15 protein-coding genes and 1 pseudogene are annotated in these 17372 nt (G+C 66.7%); 12 read left to right on the top strand and 4 right to left on the bottom strand.

Going from position 1 to position 17372, the window contains the following annotated elements:
- Positions 1-124: 124 nt before the first annotated feature.
- Both C7I55_RS27085 and C7I55_RS27080 read right to left on the bottom strand, forming a co-directional pair.
- Entirely contained in the window at positions 125-1303 is a 1179-nt protein-coding gene (locus C7I55_RS27085; protein WP_233222444.1) for a hypothetical protein, read from the bottom strand.
- On the bottom strand, positions 1300-1611 hold the full coding sequence (locus C7I55_RS27080; RefSeq protein ID WP_106516182.1) for a PadR family transcriptional regulator: 312 nt from the start codon (positions 1609-1611) through the stop codon (positions 1300-1302). The genes C7I55_RS27085 and C7I55_RS27080 overlap by 4 nt, the downstream gene beginning before the upstream one ends.
- A gap of 107 nt (positions 1612-1718) precedes the next feature.
- Here C7I55_RS27080 and C7I55_RS27075 point away from each other — a divergent pair, with 107 nt between their 5' ends.
- The 9 genes and pseudogenes from C7I55_RS27075 (at position 1719) to C7I55_RS27040 (ending at position 10403) form a co-directional block, all read left to right on the top strand.
- Positions 1719-2207, top strand: coding sequence for a MarR family winged helix-turn-helix transcriptional regulator (locus C7I55_RS27075; protein ID WP_199193101.1), 489 nt, complete (start codon positions 1719-1721; stop codon positions 2205-2207).
- Complete coding sequence (locus C7I55_RS27070; RefSeq protein ID WP_106516180.1) at positions 2204-3982, top strand: FAD-dependent oxidoreductase; 1779 nt, start codon at positions 2204-2206, stop codon at positions 3980-3982. The genes C7I55_RS27075 and C7I55_RS27070 overlap by 4 nt, the downstream gene beginning before the upstream one ends.
- 83 nt (positions 3983-4065) lie before the next feature.
- Positions 4066-4332: pseudogene (locus C7I55_RS29535) on the top strand (SDR family NAD(P)-dependent oxidoreductase); the annotation flags it as partial.
- 43 nt (positions 4333-4375) lie between these two features.
- Entirely contained in the window at positions 4376-4957 is a 582-nt protein-coding gene (locus tag C7I55_RS29130; RefSeq protein ID WP_233222443.1) for an SDR family oxidoreductase, read from the top strand.
- A complete protein-coding gene (locus C7I55_RS27060; protein WP_106516179.1) occupies positions 4950-6761 on the top strand; it encodes a glycoside hydrolase family 15 protein in 1812 nt (603 codons plus the stop codon). Before C7I55_RS29130 ends, C7I55_RS27060 begins: the two co-directional genes overlap by 8 nt.
- Before the next feature lie 552 nt (positions 6762-7313).
- Positions 7314-7787 carry a MarR family winged helix-turn-helix transcriptional regulator gene (locus C7I55_RS27055; RefSeq protein WP_106516178.1) on the top strand — a complete coding sequence of 158 codons (474 nt, stop codon included), beginning with the start codon at positions 7314-7316 and terminating at the stop codon, positions 7785-7787.
- 26 nt (positions 7788-7813) lie between these two features.
- Positions 7814-8530 (top strand): nitroreductase, encoded by a 717-nt coding sequence (locus tag C7I55_RS27050; RefSeq protein WP_106516177.1) that lies wholly within the window; start codon positions 7814-7816, stop codon positions 8528-8530.
- A gap of 93 nt (positions 8531-8623) precedes the next feature.
- Positions 8624-9370 carry an NADPH-dependent F420 reductase gene (locus C7I55_RS27045; protein ID WP_106516176.1) on the top strand — a complete coding sequence of 249 codons (747 nt, stop codon included), beginning with the start codon at positions 8624-8626 and terminating at the stop codon, positions 9368-9370.
- 103 nt (positions 9371-9473) lie between these two features.
- Complete coding sequence (locus tag C7I55_RS27040) at positions 9474-10403, top strand: NmrA family NAD(P)-binding protein (protein ID WP_106516175.1); 930 nt, start codon at positions 9474-9476, stop codon at positions 10401-10403.
- Between the two features lie 251 nt (positions 10404-10654).
- Here C7I55_RS27040 and C7I55_RS27035 read toward each other — a convergent pair whose 3' ends face one another.
- Both C7I55_RS27035 and C7I55_RS27030 read right to left on the bottom strand, forming a co-directional pair.
- A complete protein-coding gene (locus C7I55_RS27035) occupies positions 10655-13093 on the bottom strand; it encodes an ABC transporter permease (protein WP_106516174.1) in 2439 nt (812 codons plus the stop codon).
- A 244-nt stretch (positions 13094-13337) separates the two neighbouring features.
- Positions 13338-14777, bottom strand: coding sequence for an 8'-apo-carotenoid 13,14-cleaving dioxygenase (locus tag C7I55_RS27030; RefSeq protein ID WP_106516173.1), 1440 nt, complete (start codon positions 14775-14777; stop codon positions 13338-13340).
- 38 nt (positions 14778-14815) lie between these two features.
- Between C7I55_RS27030 and C7I55_RS27025 the strand changes: the two genes are divergently transcribed.
- The 3 genes from C7I55_RS27025 (at position 14816) to C7I55_RS27015 (ending at position 16783) form a co-directional block, all read left to right on the top strand.
- Positions 14816-15397, top strand: coding sequence for a TetR/AcrR family transcriptional regulator (locus C7I55_RS27025; protein WP_106516172.1), 582 nt, complete (start codon positions 14816-14818; stop codon positions 15395-15397).
- A gap of 271 nt (positions 15398-15668) precedes the next feature.
- Positions 15669-15998, top strand: coding sequence for a nuclear transport factor 2 family protein (locus C7I55_RS27020; protein ID WP_106516171.1), 330 nt, complete (start codon positions 15669-15671; stop codon positions 15996-15998).
- A complete protein-coding gene (locus C7I55_RS27015; protein WP_106516170.1) occupies positions 15995-16783 on the top strand; it encodes an SDR family oxidoreductase in 789 nt (262 codons plus the stop codon). Before C7I55_RS27020 ends, C7I55_RS27015 begins: the two co-directional genes overlap by 4 nt.
- Positions 16784-17372: the final 589 nt, after the last annotated feature.

The following is a 17372-nucleotide window of genomic DNA, read 5'->3' as shown; positions in this document are numbered from 1 at the left end:
GTCTGGGAGGAGCGTCGAGGCCAACCGCTTCGGCAAAAGCCGTGCGCGGGAATGGACGCAAAAAATCGGCTGCCGCGGCGGGATCGGCCAGGCTTGCTGCCGTTTTCGGAAGCGGACAGGTCGATCATGCCGTTCCGACGAGCAGATGACGATCGGTCGGAGTCGCCTCCGCCTCGCTGCGGGTCGCGGACGCCGCCGCGGCGCGTGCCTCCGCGCGCTTGGGCAGTGCCAGGAGGCTGAGGGCGTAGCCGATGATGGCGCTGCCGCCATAGCCCACGATCGGCGTGGGGTAATTGCCGAGGGCGGCAGCCATCACGGCTGCGAACCAGACGGCGCCGAAGGTGACGTAGGTGGCGCGGTTTGCCGGGTCACGGTTCCAGCCGGCGAGTGCCGGCACCAGCAGCAGAGCCGCGCCGCCCAGCACCGCAATCCCCGCAGCAGCGTGAACGTCGAAGGACGAATAGAGAACCTCGTCGACGAAGGGGACGGCCGAGAGCGTGTCGGGGCGCGCCAGCGTTATCGCGAAGCCGGCGGCGCTGACGGCGGCGGCCGCGATGACCTGCCTCTCGCGACGCATGATCGCCAGCACGATCAGCGCCAGCGCCAGCATGCCGGCCATGGCCCGGTCGGGCTGAAGCGCCATCGCCAGGACGGACGCGACGATGCCCGCCGTGGCAAGCGCGTTGCGGCTGCGCGAGAAGCCGACGAGCATCACCGGCAACAGGATCAGGCTCGGTTGCAGGGACACTCCGGCGAGGTGCACCCAGCGCGCCGCGCCCTCGACCTCGTCGCCCAGCAGCGCGGTCGCCAGCAGCGCACCCGCCATCGCCGAAATCGCTCCGCCGGTCCCTTGCCGCGCTGCGGCCTCGGCGCGGCCGAGCAGGGCCAGCATCGCAAGGCCGATCACCAAGGCGCTGGCATTGACTGCAAGGTAGCGGACCGGGGCACCGGCGATCAGCAAATAGGCCAGGCCCAGGGCAACCGCGCCGATCGCGCAGATCGTGCCGAGCGCGCGCGGGCGGCGCATCGTAGCGTCGTAGACGGTCATGGTGATCGTACCTCCGGAGTGAAGAGCGCCATCGCCTGTCGGCGACGCACAGGGGCGGAGCAGGCGCGCCCCGATCGCATGCGGCATCAGCCCGCACAGGCTCTCGAGCGCGAACAGAAGCGCCTCGGTGTCGTCCGGGATCTCCGCCGTTTCGCAGCGGACCGCCCATCCCCAGGATTGCAAGGAGGGCGGCAGCGTCACCTGCAGGACACGGCAGGCGAGGTCGGCAAGGCCGCGTCGCAAGCGGCCGCTCACAGGGTCGCCTCCCGTCGCCGGGAGGCCTGCGCGGCCGGCTGGCCGGCGGGATTGGCGCGGGCGAGTTGCACGCCACTGGCGGTCAGCCGGTAGGCGTGCCGGGGCGGCCGCCCGCCCTCCGGAGGCTGCTGCCACTCCGCTTCGAGATAGCCCTGTGCTTCCAGGCGGATCAGCAGCGGATAGAGCGTGCCCGATTTCACGTCGGCAAGCCGTGCCAGTTCATAGCCGTGGGACCATGCGCCACGAGCCTCGAGCAACACGGCGAGGACGATTCGGGCATGGGGAGAGAGCGCGCGCGTACGAGGCATGGGCAATAAGTCTACCTAGATAGACTTTCCGTCAAGTGCCGACCACGGAACCATCCACAGGCTTCCGGATTATGACAACTTCTTGTCAAAGTGGTAGTATGTTGCCCATGAGCGAAGCGGTGAATGAAACGGTCGTCAGGAGCCTGGTGCTGGCGGTGTTCGAAACCAATGGCCGCCTCGTCGACACGGGCAACGTGCTGGTGCGTCCCGCCGGGTTGACCACGTCCTGGTGGCAGGTGCTCGGTGCTTTGGGCTATTCGCCGCATCCCCTTCCCGTGGCGCACATCGCGCGGAACATGGGGCTGACGCGGCAGGCGGTGCAGCGTGTCGTCGATCTGCTGATCGCGCGCGGTCTCGTCCGCCAGCAGGTCAATCCCCACCACCAGCGCGCCAAGCTGATCGTCCTCACCGCGGCGGGCCGCGCCGCCTTGGCGAGCGCGGAGGCGGCGGTCGCGCCGCTCGACCAGGCCATTGTCGACAGGATCGGCGCCGAGCGCATCGCCGGCGCGGCCGCGGTCCTGCGAGAGATGAACGCGGTGATGGGCGAAATCCTGCCCGCTTTGACGCAGCCTGAAGATCAAAAGGAGAGTACATGACCCCCGAGCCGCACCATGATCGCTTCGATGCCGACGTCATCATCGTCGGCGGCGGCCCGATCGGCCTGACGACCGCCTGCGCACTGGCGCATCACGGCATCGATTGCCTGCTGATCGAGCAGCGGCGTGCGCCCAAGCCCTGGTCGCGGGCGAACAATCTGTGGGCAAGGCCGCAGGAACTGCTCGCCGCCATCGGGGTTCGCGACGCGCTTGCCGAGAAATCCTATCGGATCACGCAGGTCAACACGCTGCTCAATGGACGCATGATCGATCCGGTGGAGATCGCCGACGTGCCCAGTCCCTTTGGTCCGGTGCTCTACAGTGGCCAGGACGTCATCGAGAGCACGTTGGCGGAACAGGCCGCCGCGAAGGGCGCCAGGATCGAGCGCGGGTCGAAAATCACCGGCCTCGAGCAGCAGACGGACGGCGTGTTCGTGACCCTGGCGACGGTCGGCGAGGATGACACGCAGGAGACGACCGGGCCGGAGAGGACGCTCCGCTGCCGCTATCTCGTCGGTGCCGATGGCGCGAAGAGCCTCGTTCGCAGCTTATTGGGTCTCGACTTCGAACCGCAGCGCCTTCCCAATTGCATGAACCGCCAGGTCGATGCGAAGCTCAGCTGGCGACGATCGACCGACTTCGACCACCTCTGGTTCTTTTATTATCCCCGCGGCTTCTGCGGCGTGCTGCCGGTATGGGGCGGCTATCACCGGCTATTCTTCCTTGCCGACGACACCGGAATTCCGGATCGCGATCCGACGCTCGATGAAATGCAGGCGATCGCGCGCGAGGTCACCGGGGACGAAACGCTGACGCTCAGCGATCCGCAATGGCTGACCCACAGCCGCTTCCAGCACGGCGCTGCGGCCCATTATGCCAAGGGGCGTGTGTTCCTGGTCGGCGATGCCGGACACCTTTCGCTACCCGCAGGCGGTCAGGGTATGAACGCCGGCTTCCACGATGCGGTCGGTCTCGCATGGCGGCTCGCCATGGTCCTGGACGGCAAGGGCACGGCGACCTTGCTCGAATCCTACGATGTCGAGCGTGGCGGCGAGCACCGGCGCCTCGACGCACAGCAACTCCGCGGCTTCCAGAACAGCGTCTATCGCGGCCGCCTGAAGGACGCGGCGATGGATGTTGCGGCACGGTTCCTGCCCAATATCGGCACCCTCATCCAGGGCACCGGCGATCTCCAGCAGCTCACCGTCCGCTATCCAGACAGCCCGCTCAGCGAGGATCATCTCGGCGGCCTCGGCGGCCTCGTGCAGCGGCGTCCGCCCAAGGCCGGCGAGCGCGCGCCCGATGCCGCCGTCATCCTTGGGGACGGCAGATCGACGACGCTGTTCGCCTATCTGTACAATCCCGACGGCATCAGCTGGGGCTGGTCGCTCCTCGCCTTCGACGGCCGACACGGCGAGGCCCTTCCTCGGCTGCGGCAGGCAATTGCGGATATCGCCGGATGGAACTGGATCCGGCCCAGATACGTGCTGGCGGCGGCGATCGGCGAACCCGACGGCGACATCGTCCTGTCCGATCTGGATGGGGAAGCGCACGCCGCCTACGGCATCGCTGACACCGCCGCGCTGGTCCTGGTCCGACCGGACGGTCATATCGCATTCCGCGGCCCCGCCGACCGGCCCGACCTGCTCCGCGCTTATTGCGAGAAGCTGTTCGGTGCCGAAGATCCCCAGGCGGCAGGATTGGCCCGCAAAGCGTGCGGCCCGGCCCTGCCGGTCAGTCCCCTCGAACTCAGCGAGGGCGCGCTTGCCCGTTGACCGGCCTCTCCGAAGCGGGTCGCATCCGCGAAGGTCGGCGTGGCCCCCTTCGTAGACTGCCGGAAACCGACCGATGTCGGCCGATGCGCTGCCCTTCGGCACGAACCGCCGGCGCGGACGTTCGCCCATCTTTCACGCCCTCCGCTCGACAGGAGCCTGCCTTGCCTTCGATCACCCCTTCCCTTGCCAACCATGTTGCCATCGTGACCGGCGCGAGTTCCGGTATCGGTCTTTCGGTCGCGGAAGCGATGGCCCGTGCCGGCGCCGCCGTCGTCATCAACTACCGCTCGCACCCCGAAGCCGCACAGGAACTCGCCGGCCGCATCACCGGCCAGGACGGCCGCGCGATCGCGGTGAAGGCGGACGTGTCGAAAGAGGAGGACGTCGTTCATTTTGTTCGACGCGTCGGTGGAAGCCTTCGGGCGCGTCGACGTGCTCGTCGCCAATTCGGGCGTCCAGAAGGATGCCGCGGTCGCCGACATGACGCTCGACGACTGGAACACCGTGATAGGCATCAATCTGACCGGCCAGTTCCTCTGCGCGCGCGAGGCCGTGCGTCGGTTCCGCGGACAATCGCCTGATTCGCGTCCCGCCCGAAGTTCCGGCGTGATCATCGCGATGAGCTCGGTGCACGAGGTGATCCCGTGGGCCGGCCACATCAATTATGCCTCCGCCAAAGGCGGAATCCGCATGCTGACCCGCTCGCTCGCCCAGGAGGTTGCGGCCGACGGGATCCGAGTCAACGCCATCGCCCCCGGGGCGATCAGGACTCCGATCAACAAGGAGGTATGGGACAGCGAGGAAGCACTGACGAAATTGCTCCGCCTCATCCCCTATGGCCGCATCGGCGAGCCCGAGGATGTCGCGCGCGCCGCGGTGTGGCTCGCCTCCGACGACGCCGATTACGTCACGGGCACGACCTTGTTCGTGGACGGGGGCATGTCGCTCTACCCGGAATTTCGCGACAATGGGTGAGCCGGTTCGGACGATCGGCGACCACGGCATCATCGGCAATCTGGAAACCGCGGCGCTGGTCGCGGGCGACGGGACCATCGACTATCTTTGCTGGCCCGCGCTCGACAGCCCGACGATCTTCGCCGACCTGCTCGACGCCGGCAAGGGCGGCGCCTTCGCGATCGCGCCCGAGCTTGGGGAGGCGCGCACCCTGCAGCTCTACATCCCGGACACCAACGTGCTCGTCACCCGCTGGATGGGGGAGGAAGGCAGCGCGGAGATCGTCGATCTGATGCCGCACCCCGATACGGGAGAGCAGCCGGGTCGGAGCACACGCCGTTTGATCCGACGCGTGACCGCGACCAGAGGGAGGATCGCGCTCACCGCGCGCTGTGCGCCGCGCTTCGATTATGGGCGCGACACGCCGGGGGTCGTCGCGCTCGAGGACGGAGTCCGCTTCGCCGGCCGTGACCTCGTGCTTCGGCTCTTCGCCTCGGTTCGGCTCGAGCCGGAGCCCGGCGCTGCGAGCGCCCGCTTCACCCTCGCCGAAGGGGAAAGCTGCTGGTTCGTGCTCGGCGACGACACGTGCGTCTGCCCGGACGATGCCGCGATCACGGACGAGATCGACGCAACGACACAGGCCTGGCGGGCCTGGCTGGCGCGCACCACCTACAAGGGGCGCTGGCGCGAGCAGGTTCTCCGGTCGGCACTGGCGCTCAAGCTGCTGACCTCGGCCCGGCACGGCTCGATCGCCGCGGCGGCGACCTTCTCCCTCCCCGAGGCGACCGGCGCGGAACGCAATTGGGACTATCGTGCGACCTGGATCCGAGACGCATCGTTCACCGTCTATGCGTTCATGCGGCTCGGCTTCGTCGAAGAGGCCCAACGCTTCAACCATTGGGTGGGACAGCGGGTGATGGCCGCCGATCGCGGCAACCCGCTCCGGATCATGTATGCGCTCGACGGTTCCGAGGCCGCCGACGAGCGCGCGCTCGAGCATCTCGCCGGCTATGCCGGCAGCCGGCCGGTGCGGATCGGCAACGCGGCCCATGCGCAGAGCCAGCTCGACATCTTCGGCGAGCTTCTCGACAGCGTCTATCTCTCCAACAAATACGGCACCGCGATCAGCCATCACGGCTGGCAGCACGTCCGCGGCCTGGTCGATCATGTCATCGGCCATTGGCAGGAACCGGACGCGGGCATCTGGGAAATGCGTTCGCAGCCTCGGCACTTCCTCCATTCGCGCGTGATGTGCTGGGTGGCGCTCGATCGCGCCATCCGCCTCGCCAAGAAGCGCTCGCTCCCCGCCCCGCTGGTCGCCTGGGCCGAAACCCGCGACGCCATCGTCGACGATATCTGGACCAACTTCCGTCACCCCCGGCTCGGCTATTTCGTGCAGGAACGCGGCGGGACCGAGCTCGATGCGGCCTTGCTGATGATGCCCCTCGTCCGTTTCGTGTCCTCGACCGATCCGGTGTGGCTGAAGACCCTGGATGCCATCGGCGGGCAGCTGCGCGACGACGGATTGGTCTATCGCTACCGCAATTCGGACGGGCTGGAGGGCGGCGAGGGTGCGTTCACCACCTGCACTTTCTGGTATGCCGAATGTCTCGCGCGCGCCGGGCGGGTCGACGAGGCCCGGATGATGCTCGCCCAAGGCATGGCCTATGCCAATCCGCTCGGGCTGTTTTCGGAGGAGCTCGACGCGCGCGGCCTGCCGCTCGGCAACTTCCCGCAGGCATTAACCCATCTTGCCTTCGTCAGCGCAGCCTACTTCCTCGATCGCCGCCTCGATCCCGCCTACCGGCCCAATTGGCAGCCCTGAGCCGGGCGGCCCGTTCAGCGCGCGAGCTCCGTTCCGGGACGGAGTTCGTGGAAGGCACGGTGTGGCGAGGAGTGCCTCGCCGCTCGGTGCTGATCAGCGACTTGCGCCTCGAGACGCAGACTGCGTCGCGAACGCCTCCGTCAGGGTCGCACGCGGCCAATCGTGCGCCGCATCGTTCTGGAACCGGGGATGCCACCAGAGACATGCATCGCTTCGCGGCTTTGCGAGCGGAGGTGTGAGGATCGCGACCCAAAAGCGGTCATAGGTCGTAACGGGTTGGAGCTTGCTGCCGGAGTTTTCTTCGGTCCGCACTTAGGCTGTACCTGGCCGCCGGGGACTGGCGGGTTTTGGATCGTTCGCGGGGAAAGCGGGACGCGCACGGCACCCTTCGGTGTAAACGAGAGGGTCCGAGGTCGGCCGCTTGCTGGCCAGTCGGCTTCCCGAACGTCCAGTAGCCCCTCGCCCCTGGTGCTGATGGCCAGCCGACGGACGTCGCTACCATTTGCCGATCTGGCTCTTGAAGCTGCAAAGCACGCTATTATCTAGCGTACTATGAAATCAGACACTTCGGAATATGCCGGCGGGCAGGCGTCCCACCGGTCCGGCGCGGGCAGTGAATTGTCCTTCGCCTTGTACGGCGCTGCCAACCGCATGGCGCGGATGCACAAGCCGTTCCTCGAGCCGTTGGGCCTGACCTTTTCGCAATATCTCGTGCTGCTCGAACTGTTCGCCGGGACACCCCGCACGGTCGGGGATCTTGGCGCCAAGCTCGGCATGGACACCGGCACGATCACGCCCCTCCTCAAGCGGCTTGCCACCGCCGGCAAGGTCACACGGACCCGTGACGCAGCCGACGAGCGACGCGTTCTGATCGACCTGACCCCCGCCGGCGAAGCGCTTCGTGCGCAAGTTCAGGCGGTCAGCGGTCAGATCAGGAGTGCCTGCAAGCTCGACGAGAAAGGAATCTCGGACCTGCGAGTCACGCTCGACGACCTCGCCTGGCCCGCTGACAAATCCGATCGGTAACAATCCAGGTTTTCCAAGAGGTAGTTATGGCAACCCAGCTCATTCAACGCGAAACTGAAGCAACATCCACCGGCCTGTTGTCGTTCGAGGATGCCACCCGCGTCCGGCGCTCGATCCGAGGTTTTCTCGACAAGCCGGTCCCGGACAGCGTCCTCCGGGAGGTGCTGGAAGATGCGCAATACGCGCCATCCAACTGCAACACGCAGCCGTGGAACACCCATGTCGTCTGCGGCGAGAAGCTGAAGCAGCTTTCCCGGGTGCTTCACGCCAAGAACGATGCCGGCGAGTTCACGCCGGACTTCTCGTTCGACGTGAACGACTTCTACGGCGAATATCGCGAGCGCAACAACGCGCTCGGCAAGGCTTACTACGAAGCCATGAACGTCATGCGCGAGGACAAGGAGGCACGCCATCGCGCGGGCGCGATGAACTACTCCTTCTTCAACGCGCCACAGGCGGCGTTCCTGTTCATGCCGTCGTTCGGCGACAATGTCCGCGTCGCGGGCGACATGGGCATGTACGGCCAGACCTTCCTGCTCTCGCTCGCGGCACGTGGCCTCGGCGGCATCCCGCAAACCGCTTTGGGCTTCTTCGCAGGCACGATACGCGAGTTCCTCGGAATTCCCGACGATTTGAAGCTGCTGTTCGGCATCTCCTTCGGTTATCCCGACGATGACGCGCCGGGCAACCGCGTGCGCATGGATCGTGTGCCCCTCGACACGAGCGTGACCTTCCACGCCTGAACGAAGCGCCGGGGCTGCAAAGGCGTGCCGGCGGCGCGGCACCGCGCGCCGCCGTCTTTGCTGACACGCCAGATATGAGAGAGAGAGAAAACCATGAAAATCGGTATCTTGGGCACCGGCCACATCGGCGCCACGCTGGTGACAAAGCTGATCGCGGGCGGGCACGAGGTAAAGGTCGCCAACTCGCGCGGCCCCGAGACGATCGACGTCGAAATCCTCAGGAACGGTGCTCGCGCGGTCACCGCCGCAGATGCTGTCACAGGTGTCGACGTGGTGATCATGTCTACGCCGCTTGGCGCCATTCCTCGGATCGCACCTTTATTCTCAGATGTGCCCGTCGAAACGATCGTTATCGATACTTCGAACTACTATCCGAAGCGCGACGGCGAGATCGCGGCCATCGAGGCCGGGCAGACCGAGAGCGAGTGGGTCGCCGCGCAGATCGGTCGACCGATCGCCAAGGCGTGGAATGCGATCACCTCCGCCTCCTTTGCCGAAAAGGGAGCGCCTCCGGGGGCAGCGGATCGTCTCGCCATTCCCGTCGCCGCCGATGGTGACCGGGAGCGGGACGTCGCGATGATGCTGGTCGACGAAACGGGTCTCGACCCGATCTATTCAGGCACCCTCGCGGAGTCCTGGCGCCAGCAGCCCGGATCGCCCTGCTACTGCACGGACCTTACCCGGGAGGAAATGCCTGCCGCTCTCGCGTCGGCGGAGCGTGCGCGATTGCCGAGGCGGCGCGAACTGGCGATCGAAGCCATCATGGAGCGGGTGGGCGATAGCACCACCAACCCTGATTCCGACTATGCCGTGCGCCTGACTCGTGCGCTGTTCATGTGACCGGCGCGACAGACATCGAGCCCGGAGCCCCCCGCGTCCCGCGTAATCCAGCTGCCGGATCGCGCCGCCCTTTCGCAACACGACGACCTACTGGAAAACTCAAATGACGACCGACACCACCCCTCTCATCTTCCTCATGGGTACCACCGGCCAGACTGGTCGGCTGATTTTGGAGGATTTCGACCGGAACCCTGGTGGCGTGCGGATCCGTATCGGCGTGCGCAAGCAGAAGGATCTGGAGCGGCTCCGCGCTGATGGGCGCGATGCGGTCTTGTTCGATCTGGACGATCCGAGAACCTTCGGCCCTGCGCTTTGTGGCGTCGATCGCATGAACATTCTCACCGGCTACACCATCGCCATGACCCACCAAACCAAGACCGTGGTGGACGCCGCGAAGAAGGCGGGCGTGCAGCACATCGTCAACCAGGGCGTCTTCGCGGCCGAAGACGCCACCGACTCGAAATATTGCTGGTTCGCGCTTGTCGAAGCCTACATCGAGGCCAGTGGCATCGCTTGGACGCACCTGCATCCCAATGTCTTTCTCGAGAACATGCTCAGCGTGTCGCAGCCCATTGGCGGCACCTTCTCAACATTCTGGGGCGAGAACCGGGTCGGTTACGTCGCGCTCGAGGATCTGGCCGCAGTCACCGCCAAGGTCTTGCGCGACGGTCCGGGACGCCATGGTTCGAAGGACTATTATCTCAGCACCGAAACCATGACCGGCCAGGAACTGGCCACCGCACTCAGCGAAGTGCTCGACCGTCCGATCCGCTGCAACGTGCTCGGAGCGTCGGAGATGGAGGCGCTGTTCAAGAAAGGCACGTTGGAAGTCGAGGACTGGTATGCCCGCAGCTCGTTCGAGCTTCTGACACAGTTCGCCGACGGACGGATGGGCTATATGGGCACCGTCAAGGACGACGTGCCCTACTTGCTGGGCAGGCCCGCCATCGGCGTCCGGCCCTGGGCCACGGCAAACCGGGCCGAACTGCTCGCTCTGGTCGATCAGCGGGCCGACGGAATTCTCGCGGGATGAACGGCGATTGTCCGGAGCGGACGTAGGCGCCGTGCCGTGACCCTGCGTCCGCCAACGGGCATCCGCTCGAATGCCTCGAACGTCCGGCTTCGGCTCGGCTGCCCTTCAAAAGGACGCTTCAGAACGGCCCTCGACAAGCCGCAACCGCGCGCCTCCCCTCCGGCCACGCAACAAGTTCCGCCGGATCGGCGCCACCGGCGAGCGTTCAGCCAAAGGTACGGTAAGGGATTCATCCCCGGTACGTCGCCGGCTCATTCGCGCCGCAAGGCCAGCGCAGGCTTCGTCCGCGAAACCTGCGCTGCGTGGAAGGCGACGGCGATCAGCGCGAGGATGAGGGCAATCCCGGCCGCGCCCACGATCGCAGGATAGGGCATGTCGATGCGATAGGAGAAGCCGTTCAGCCAGCGGCGCGCAAGCAGCCAGGCCGCCGGACAGCCGATCGCGGCCGCGATCAGAACCGGTTTCGCAAAGTCCCAGAGGAGCAGCCGCAAGATGTCGAGCGCGCCTGCGCCGAGCACCTTGCGGACCGCGATTTCGCGGGTTCGGCGCTGCACGGCAAAGGCCGCCATGGCGAGCAGGCCGAGGCACGAGAGCGCCGTCGCAAGCGCCGCGAAGATCGACAGCAGGCGCATCTGCCGGGCCTCGCGATCGTAGAGCCGCTCCAGCAGATCGGCCAGAAGGTCGCGCTCGATCGGGCGGTCGGCAATCCGGGATCGCCAGACGCGGTCGATCGCAGGCAGCAACGCGGACAGGCTTTCCGGCCTGAAACGAACGGAGATCGCGCTCGCGGCCGTGTCGTCGATGATGAACATTTCCGCGCGCACGGACGAACGGAGCGATCGGAAATGGAGGTCGGGAACGACTCCGACGATCTCGTAGGCGGTATCGCCGTGTCTCAACGCCCGTCCGATCGCGCCGGCCGGGTCTTGATAGCCCAGGCGCCGCGCGGCGCTTCGGTTCAGGACGATCGGAACGGAGCCGGAGGCGGGCCGCGCCTCGTCCGTCCGTGCCGACCGAATGTTCCGCGTACGCCCCGCAAGCGCCGTCACGCCATAGGTATCGAAGAAGGCAGGATCGACACGGTGGAAACCAAGCTGGACATCGCTCGAGGCGCCGGAGGGCCGCACGGACATATTGTCTTCCGAAACGTCGCCTGGAACCGCCGACGATGATGCCACTTCGGTCACGCCGGCCAGCGTACGAAAGCCATCCTTGAGCGATCTTGCCAGCACTTCCTGGCCGCTTTCGTCCGCAACCCGGACGACAAGGATGTCATTCCGGTCGAAGCCGAGATCCGCATCCCGGGTCATCCGGAACTGCAGCAGCATCGTGGCGACGACGGCGATGAGGCAGATGGAGATTGCAAACTGCCCGACGACGAAGGCGCGCCTCGCCCGTCCGCCCGATCGAAAGGCGAAACTGCCGTTGAACACGGCCGCCGGCCCGATCCGCGACGCCAGCATCGAGGGATACAGGCCCGCGGCGACCGCGGTCAGGAGAATCAAGGCCGCGACCCCGGCCCACACTTGCCAGATGCCGGCCTGAAGCGGGTTTCCGGCAAGGCCGAGCAGGTTCGCGGCATAGGGCCCGAGCAGCTCCGACAGCGCGATCGCGACGACGCCCGAGGCTCCGGCGACGACGATCGCCTCCACCAGGAATTGGGCGAGGATCTGCCGCGAGGATGCGCCGACGACCTTGCGCAGCGCGACTTCGCGGGCCCGCAACGTCGAGCGTGCCGCCGTTAGGTTCGCAAAGTTCACCGAAGCGATGACGAGAACGAGGAGGGCAACGGCCGCGAGGCTCATCACGCCCGCACGGCTCCCCGGCGGGCGCATCGCCTCCAACTCCGCGCCTTCGAAATGGACGTCCCTGATCGGCACCAGGCGGAACGAGAAGAGATCATGTGCCGCGGGCCCGATCGCCGCCACCAGGCGCGGCGGCAGCCTGCGGTCAACGACGGCCGGCAGCTGCGCGAGAATGTCCCTGGGGTCGATGCCCGGCCGAAGCCGCGCATAGGTGTGGAAATAGGCGCCGGCCCAGCTGTCCGGGATCTCACGGATCTCGTCGGTGTTGGCGCCGAAATAGGCAGCGTGGGGGACGATCAGATCGAAATCCATGTGGCTGTTCGACGGCAAGGTCTCGAACACCGCCGAGACCGTGAAATCCCGCGCCACCGGAGCCCGCAGGCTGAGCCTTCGGCCGACCACGGCCGTGGACCCGAACATTTTCTCCGCCAGCCGCGCGCTCAGAACCACGGACCCGCTATCCGCCAGAGCCGTCCGCCCATCGCCTGCCAGCAGCGGAAGCCTCAGCACGCCGAGGAAATCGGAATCGGCGGCGACGATCCTCTCGCGAAAAAGCGCGGCGTCGCGGAGCACCTCCCCCTCGACCGCGAAGGCGCGGGTCACAGCCTCGATCTGCGGGAATTCGGAGAGCAAAGCCGGCTTCAAGGGCCCTGGCGTGAGCGCGATCTCGATCGGCGGCTGGCCGGGAACACTCTCGACCGTGTCCACCCGATACAGGCTGTCGCTGCCCGGCAGGAAATCGTCGTAGCTGAGCTCGTAATGGACGAAGAGCCCGACGAGGATCACGCAGGCGAGACCGAGCGCAAGCCCGCCGAGATTGGCGAGCCCGAACCAACGATCCGCGACCATCGCCCGCAATCCGGATCTGACGAAATGGGACAGCATCCACGTCTCCCGCTTCCTTGGCGCCCCGACAGTGATGCCCGGCGCAAGCGCATTCTTCGGGCCGAGCCCGGGTGCGCGCCCCGATTCTTGTCCACCCGTCGCGCATCGCGGTCAAGCTTGGGCGGCAGTGCCGGCCGGAGGAGCCGGCTCTTCACGATTGCCAAGCCGGGCGGCGGTTACTCTCGAGGAACGGCCGGCACGCCGCCAAGACCGCATCCGGCGCTCGCCCGGTGGGGACGATGTGCTAGCCCGCCGTCGGCAGCCAATTGCCGTGAAAGCCTGCGGGGATCCGGTGAGGAATACGAATGCTGGCGACGGGCGCCTCGCCGAAAAGTCGGGCATCGAGGATGACGAGCTCCGTTTCCTGCCGGCGCATGTCGACGACGAGGCCGATCAGATAGCCCTCCTCTTCTCCGGCGTCGGGCGCTGCGGGTACGAAGCTGAACTCGCCGGGATGGCGGCCGGGGCCGAAATCGTGCACCTGGCGCCCGCCCGCTTCCAGATCGTGCTTGTAGAGGCAGGTGCCGGCGAACGCGCTGTCGTCGCTCGGATCCGGTGCGATCGCCATGGTGTAGCAATAGCGATAGGGCTGTCCGAACCGGCGCTCGTCCAGCCGCGGGAACTCCTGCGGCGCGGCATCGATGATCCGGCGATCCACCGACCGCGCGGCCGGGTCGATCGTCCAGCGTTCCAGCCTTCCCGCGCTGTCGGGTCCCTGGGTCGATCGGTCGAACATCGTGTCGTAGGCGATCACGTCCATCCCCACGCGGCCGTCGGGCAGGTCGTAGCCGTTGGCGACGTGAAACACATAGACCGGATCCACCGCGCACCAGATCACGTCCTCGCCCCGGCCGCTTCTGGGCAGCAGTCCGATCCGGGCCTGATGGCGGGAATTCCAGCGATAGGGGAAGCTGTGCCCGGCAATCAGCGTCCGCATGCTGAAGGTTACCGGCAGATCGAGAATGATCGCGAAGCGCGCGGTCAGGCCGCAATCGTGGATCGACGGGCCGTTTGCGACCGCGATCGGCTCCTCGCGCACCACCTGCCCTTGCGGCGAGAGGACGATGTGCCGGATCGTCGACGGATCGGTGCCTTCATAGGCGATCGCATGGTGCTCGCCGCTGCGCGGATCGCGGTGCGGATGCGCGGTGAAGCTGCCTTTGAGCGTGCCGTCGAAGGGGTTGTAGGTCTGTTCGTCCAGCGTCGCCGAAAGCTCGACAGGATAGCTGCCGGCCTCGACCAGGGCGAAGATGCGTCCGTTCACGCCGATCACATTGGTGTTGACCGTGTCGAAGCCGCCGTGGCGCGGCCCGGGTGCCGGCGGCTGGCCGAGCGCCTGCGCGACTCGCTCCGAACGGATCCAGCGATTGCGATACCATTGGGCGCGCCCATCCTTCAGCGCCACGCCATGGACCATGCCGTCGCCGGCGAACCAGTGATGGGAGGCGGGGTCGGGCGCGATCGGGTTGGGGCCGATGCGCAGGTAGCGGCCGTTGAAGACCGGCGGAATGGTGCCGGTCACCTTCAGGTCGGTCAGGGTCAGCTCCGCGGATATCGGTTCGTGGAGACCGGACAGATAGGGGTGGGCGTCGGCGGGCGGCAAGCGGCGCCGGTTGAAGTCGGCGAGCTTGGTGACGCCCTTGACGAGGGCGGACCGGATCGACGTTTCGATTGCGCTGGCCATGACCGTTCTCCGATGTTAACGATGACAACATAGCTAAGATGTCAACAGTGTCAACATCCGATCGGAAATACCATCACGGCGATCTGCGCCGCGCGTTGATCGAGGAAGGCCTGCGCCTGATCTCCGAGGGACCGGCCGATCAGCTGTCGCTGCGCGAGCTGGCGCGGCGCGTGGGCGTGTCCGCGACCGCCGTCTACCGGCACTTTCCCGACAAGGGCGCGCTGATGGCGGCGCTCGCTGCGGAGGGTCTGGCGAGGCTGGCAGCGGCCCAGCATGCGGCCTTCGACGGCGCCGGCGGCGGGGTCCAGGGCTTCGCCGCCACCGGCGCCGCCTATGTCCGCTTCGCGCTGGGCAACCCGGCCTTGTTCCGCCTCACCTTCCAGCACCCGGCCCCGGCCGATCTGATGCAGGGCGCCCAAGGCAGCGACGAGGCGATGCAATTCCTGCTCGCCAACGCCCGCATTTATGCGCCGGCGCCCATGGATCCTCAGGTGTTCGCGCTACAGGCCTGGTCGGTGGCGCACGGCCTGGCGATGCTGATGCTCGACGGGCAAGTGCCCGCCGACGACGCCATCGTCGACGCCGTGATCGGCGCGCATCTCGCGCAGAAGCTGGGATAGCGGCGTGCCGGCGACGACGCGCGGTGGTGGATCGGTCGGAATCAATCCACGGAAACAGGACCGCCCCTCCCCCGCCGTGAGTCGCGCCCTCTATGGCGCCAAGCATCGGATCGTCCCCTAACGGCCACCAATTCCGCGCGGTGGAGAGACGAGCATCCACCAAGGGTTCGACATTATCCCGGAAACCGGGATGCCACATGCCGGTTCGTCCCGATTATCGGCGGGCCTCTCGGTCGCTAAATCGCTCTCGTCCCCCCGAAGGAGATGAGCAATGCCGATCGAACTCCCCAAACCCATAGCCGATTATGTCGAGGCGAATGCCCGCCTCGATGTCGACCGAATGCTGAAGCCCTTCGCCGCCGATGCGATCCTCCTCGACAATGGAGGCCGTCATCAGGGCCACGCCGAATTGCGGACCTTGTTCGAACAGGCCGTGATCCCCGTCCAGGCGATCTTCACGCCCGACTCCGTTCGCGCCGATCACGATCAGGTCGTGGTCGAAGGCCCCGCGCATGGCGATTTCAAGGGCAGTCCGCTCCGATTCACCTATCGCTTCACGCTCGAAGACGACGCGATCAAGGCGCTGGAGATCACCGCATGACCGTCAAGGCTGATCCCACCGAATTCGCCGGCAAACGCGTGCTCGTCAGCGGCGGCACCAAGGGCCTGGGCCGCGCCACCGTCGATCGCTTCCTGGCAGGCGGCGCCCGGGTGCTCACGGCGGCGCGCGGAACCCCGGACCCCATCGACGGGGTGGTGTTCGTGCAGGCGGACCTGACCACGGCCGAGGGCGCAAGGATCGTGGCCGAGGCCGCGGTCGAACGCCTGGGCGGGATCGACATCCTGGCGCATGTGATCGGCGGATCGTCCACACCGGGCGGCGGTTTCCTCGCCCTGACCGACGATCATTGGCTCGCCGAACTCAATCTGAACCTGCTGGCGACCGTTCGCCTCGATCGTCTCCTGATCCCGCAGATGATCGAACGGGGCGGCGGCGCGGTGGTGCACGTAACCTCGATCCAGTCGGTCCTTCCGCTGCCCGAGGCCACCACCGCCTACGCCGCCGCCAAGGCGGCGCTCAGGACCTACAGCAAGTCGGTGTCCAAGGAACTTGGTCCCAAGGGCGTGCGGGTCAATGTCGTCTCGCCGGGATGGATCATGACCGAATCGTCAGCGGACCTGCTGAAGCGCTTGCAGGCCGCCAACGGCGGCACGATCGAGGAGGCGCGGCAAGTGGTTCTCGACAGCCTGGGGGGCATCCCGATCGGACGTCCGGCCGATCCTCACGAGGTCGCCGATCTCATCGCCTATCTGTCCTCGGACCGCGCCGCCGCGATCCACGGCGCCGAGTTCGTCATCGACGGCGGCACCGTTCCCACCGTCTGAGGCGGCCGCACCGACGTTCGCACCCGGGGCGGACGTCGGGACGCAGCGGGCCGGGCGGCACAAGCCTTAGCCTCGTCGGCAGAGCGCCGGCTGCCGATCGCGGATCGGCGAGACGGCCTGGAACCGTGAGGACGCGTTCGCACGTGACCGGATCGATGTGCCGTTCTGGTCGACGACCTCCATCGTCCAACCCGTCTCGTTCTCCCGCGATAGATCGAAAGCTCGACGGCGACCCCCTGCTCCGCCACGACGCAGCCCAAGCCGGAATAGGTGATGTCGGAGTTCCGGTTACAGAGTTCCGGAGTTCCGCAGAGTTCCGGTGACAAGTTCCGGTGACAGTGCACATGATTAGTTCCGGTGACATAGTTCCGGTGACAGTGCACATAATTGCATCGCCGCCAGCCGCTGTGGAACCCCGAAGGAGACAATGCGGCGCGCAGTGTCGATGGTCTACACGCGGGGTTGGCGAGTCCGTCGCCCGGACGGCTCGAGCGGCGAGCTCTTCAACCAGCGTGAATTCAACGACCGCTTTCAAACCTGCGCAAACGTCTAGAAGTGGCGCTGAGCCGACCAGCAGGTTCGGGACGGC

Source organism: Allosphingosinicella deserti (assembly GCF_003012735.1).
Lineage (GTDB): Bacteria > Pseudomonadota > Alphaproteobacteria > Sphingomonadales > Sphingomonadaceae > Allosphingosinicella > Allosphingosinicella deserti.
The sequence above is the reverse complement of the archived record's forward strand: the minus strand, read 5'-3'. Positions and strand labels throughout refer to the sequence as shown.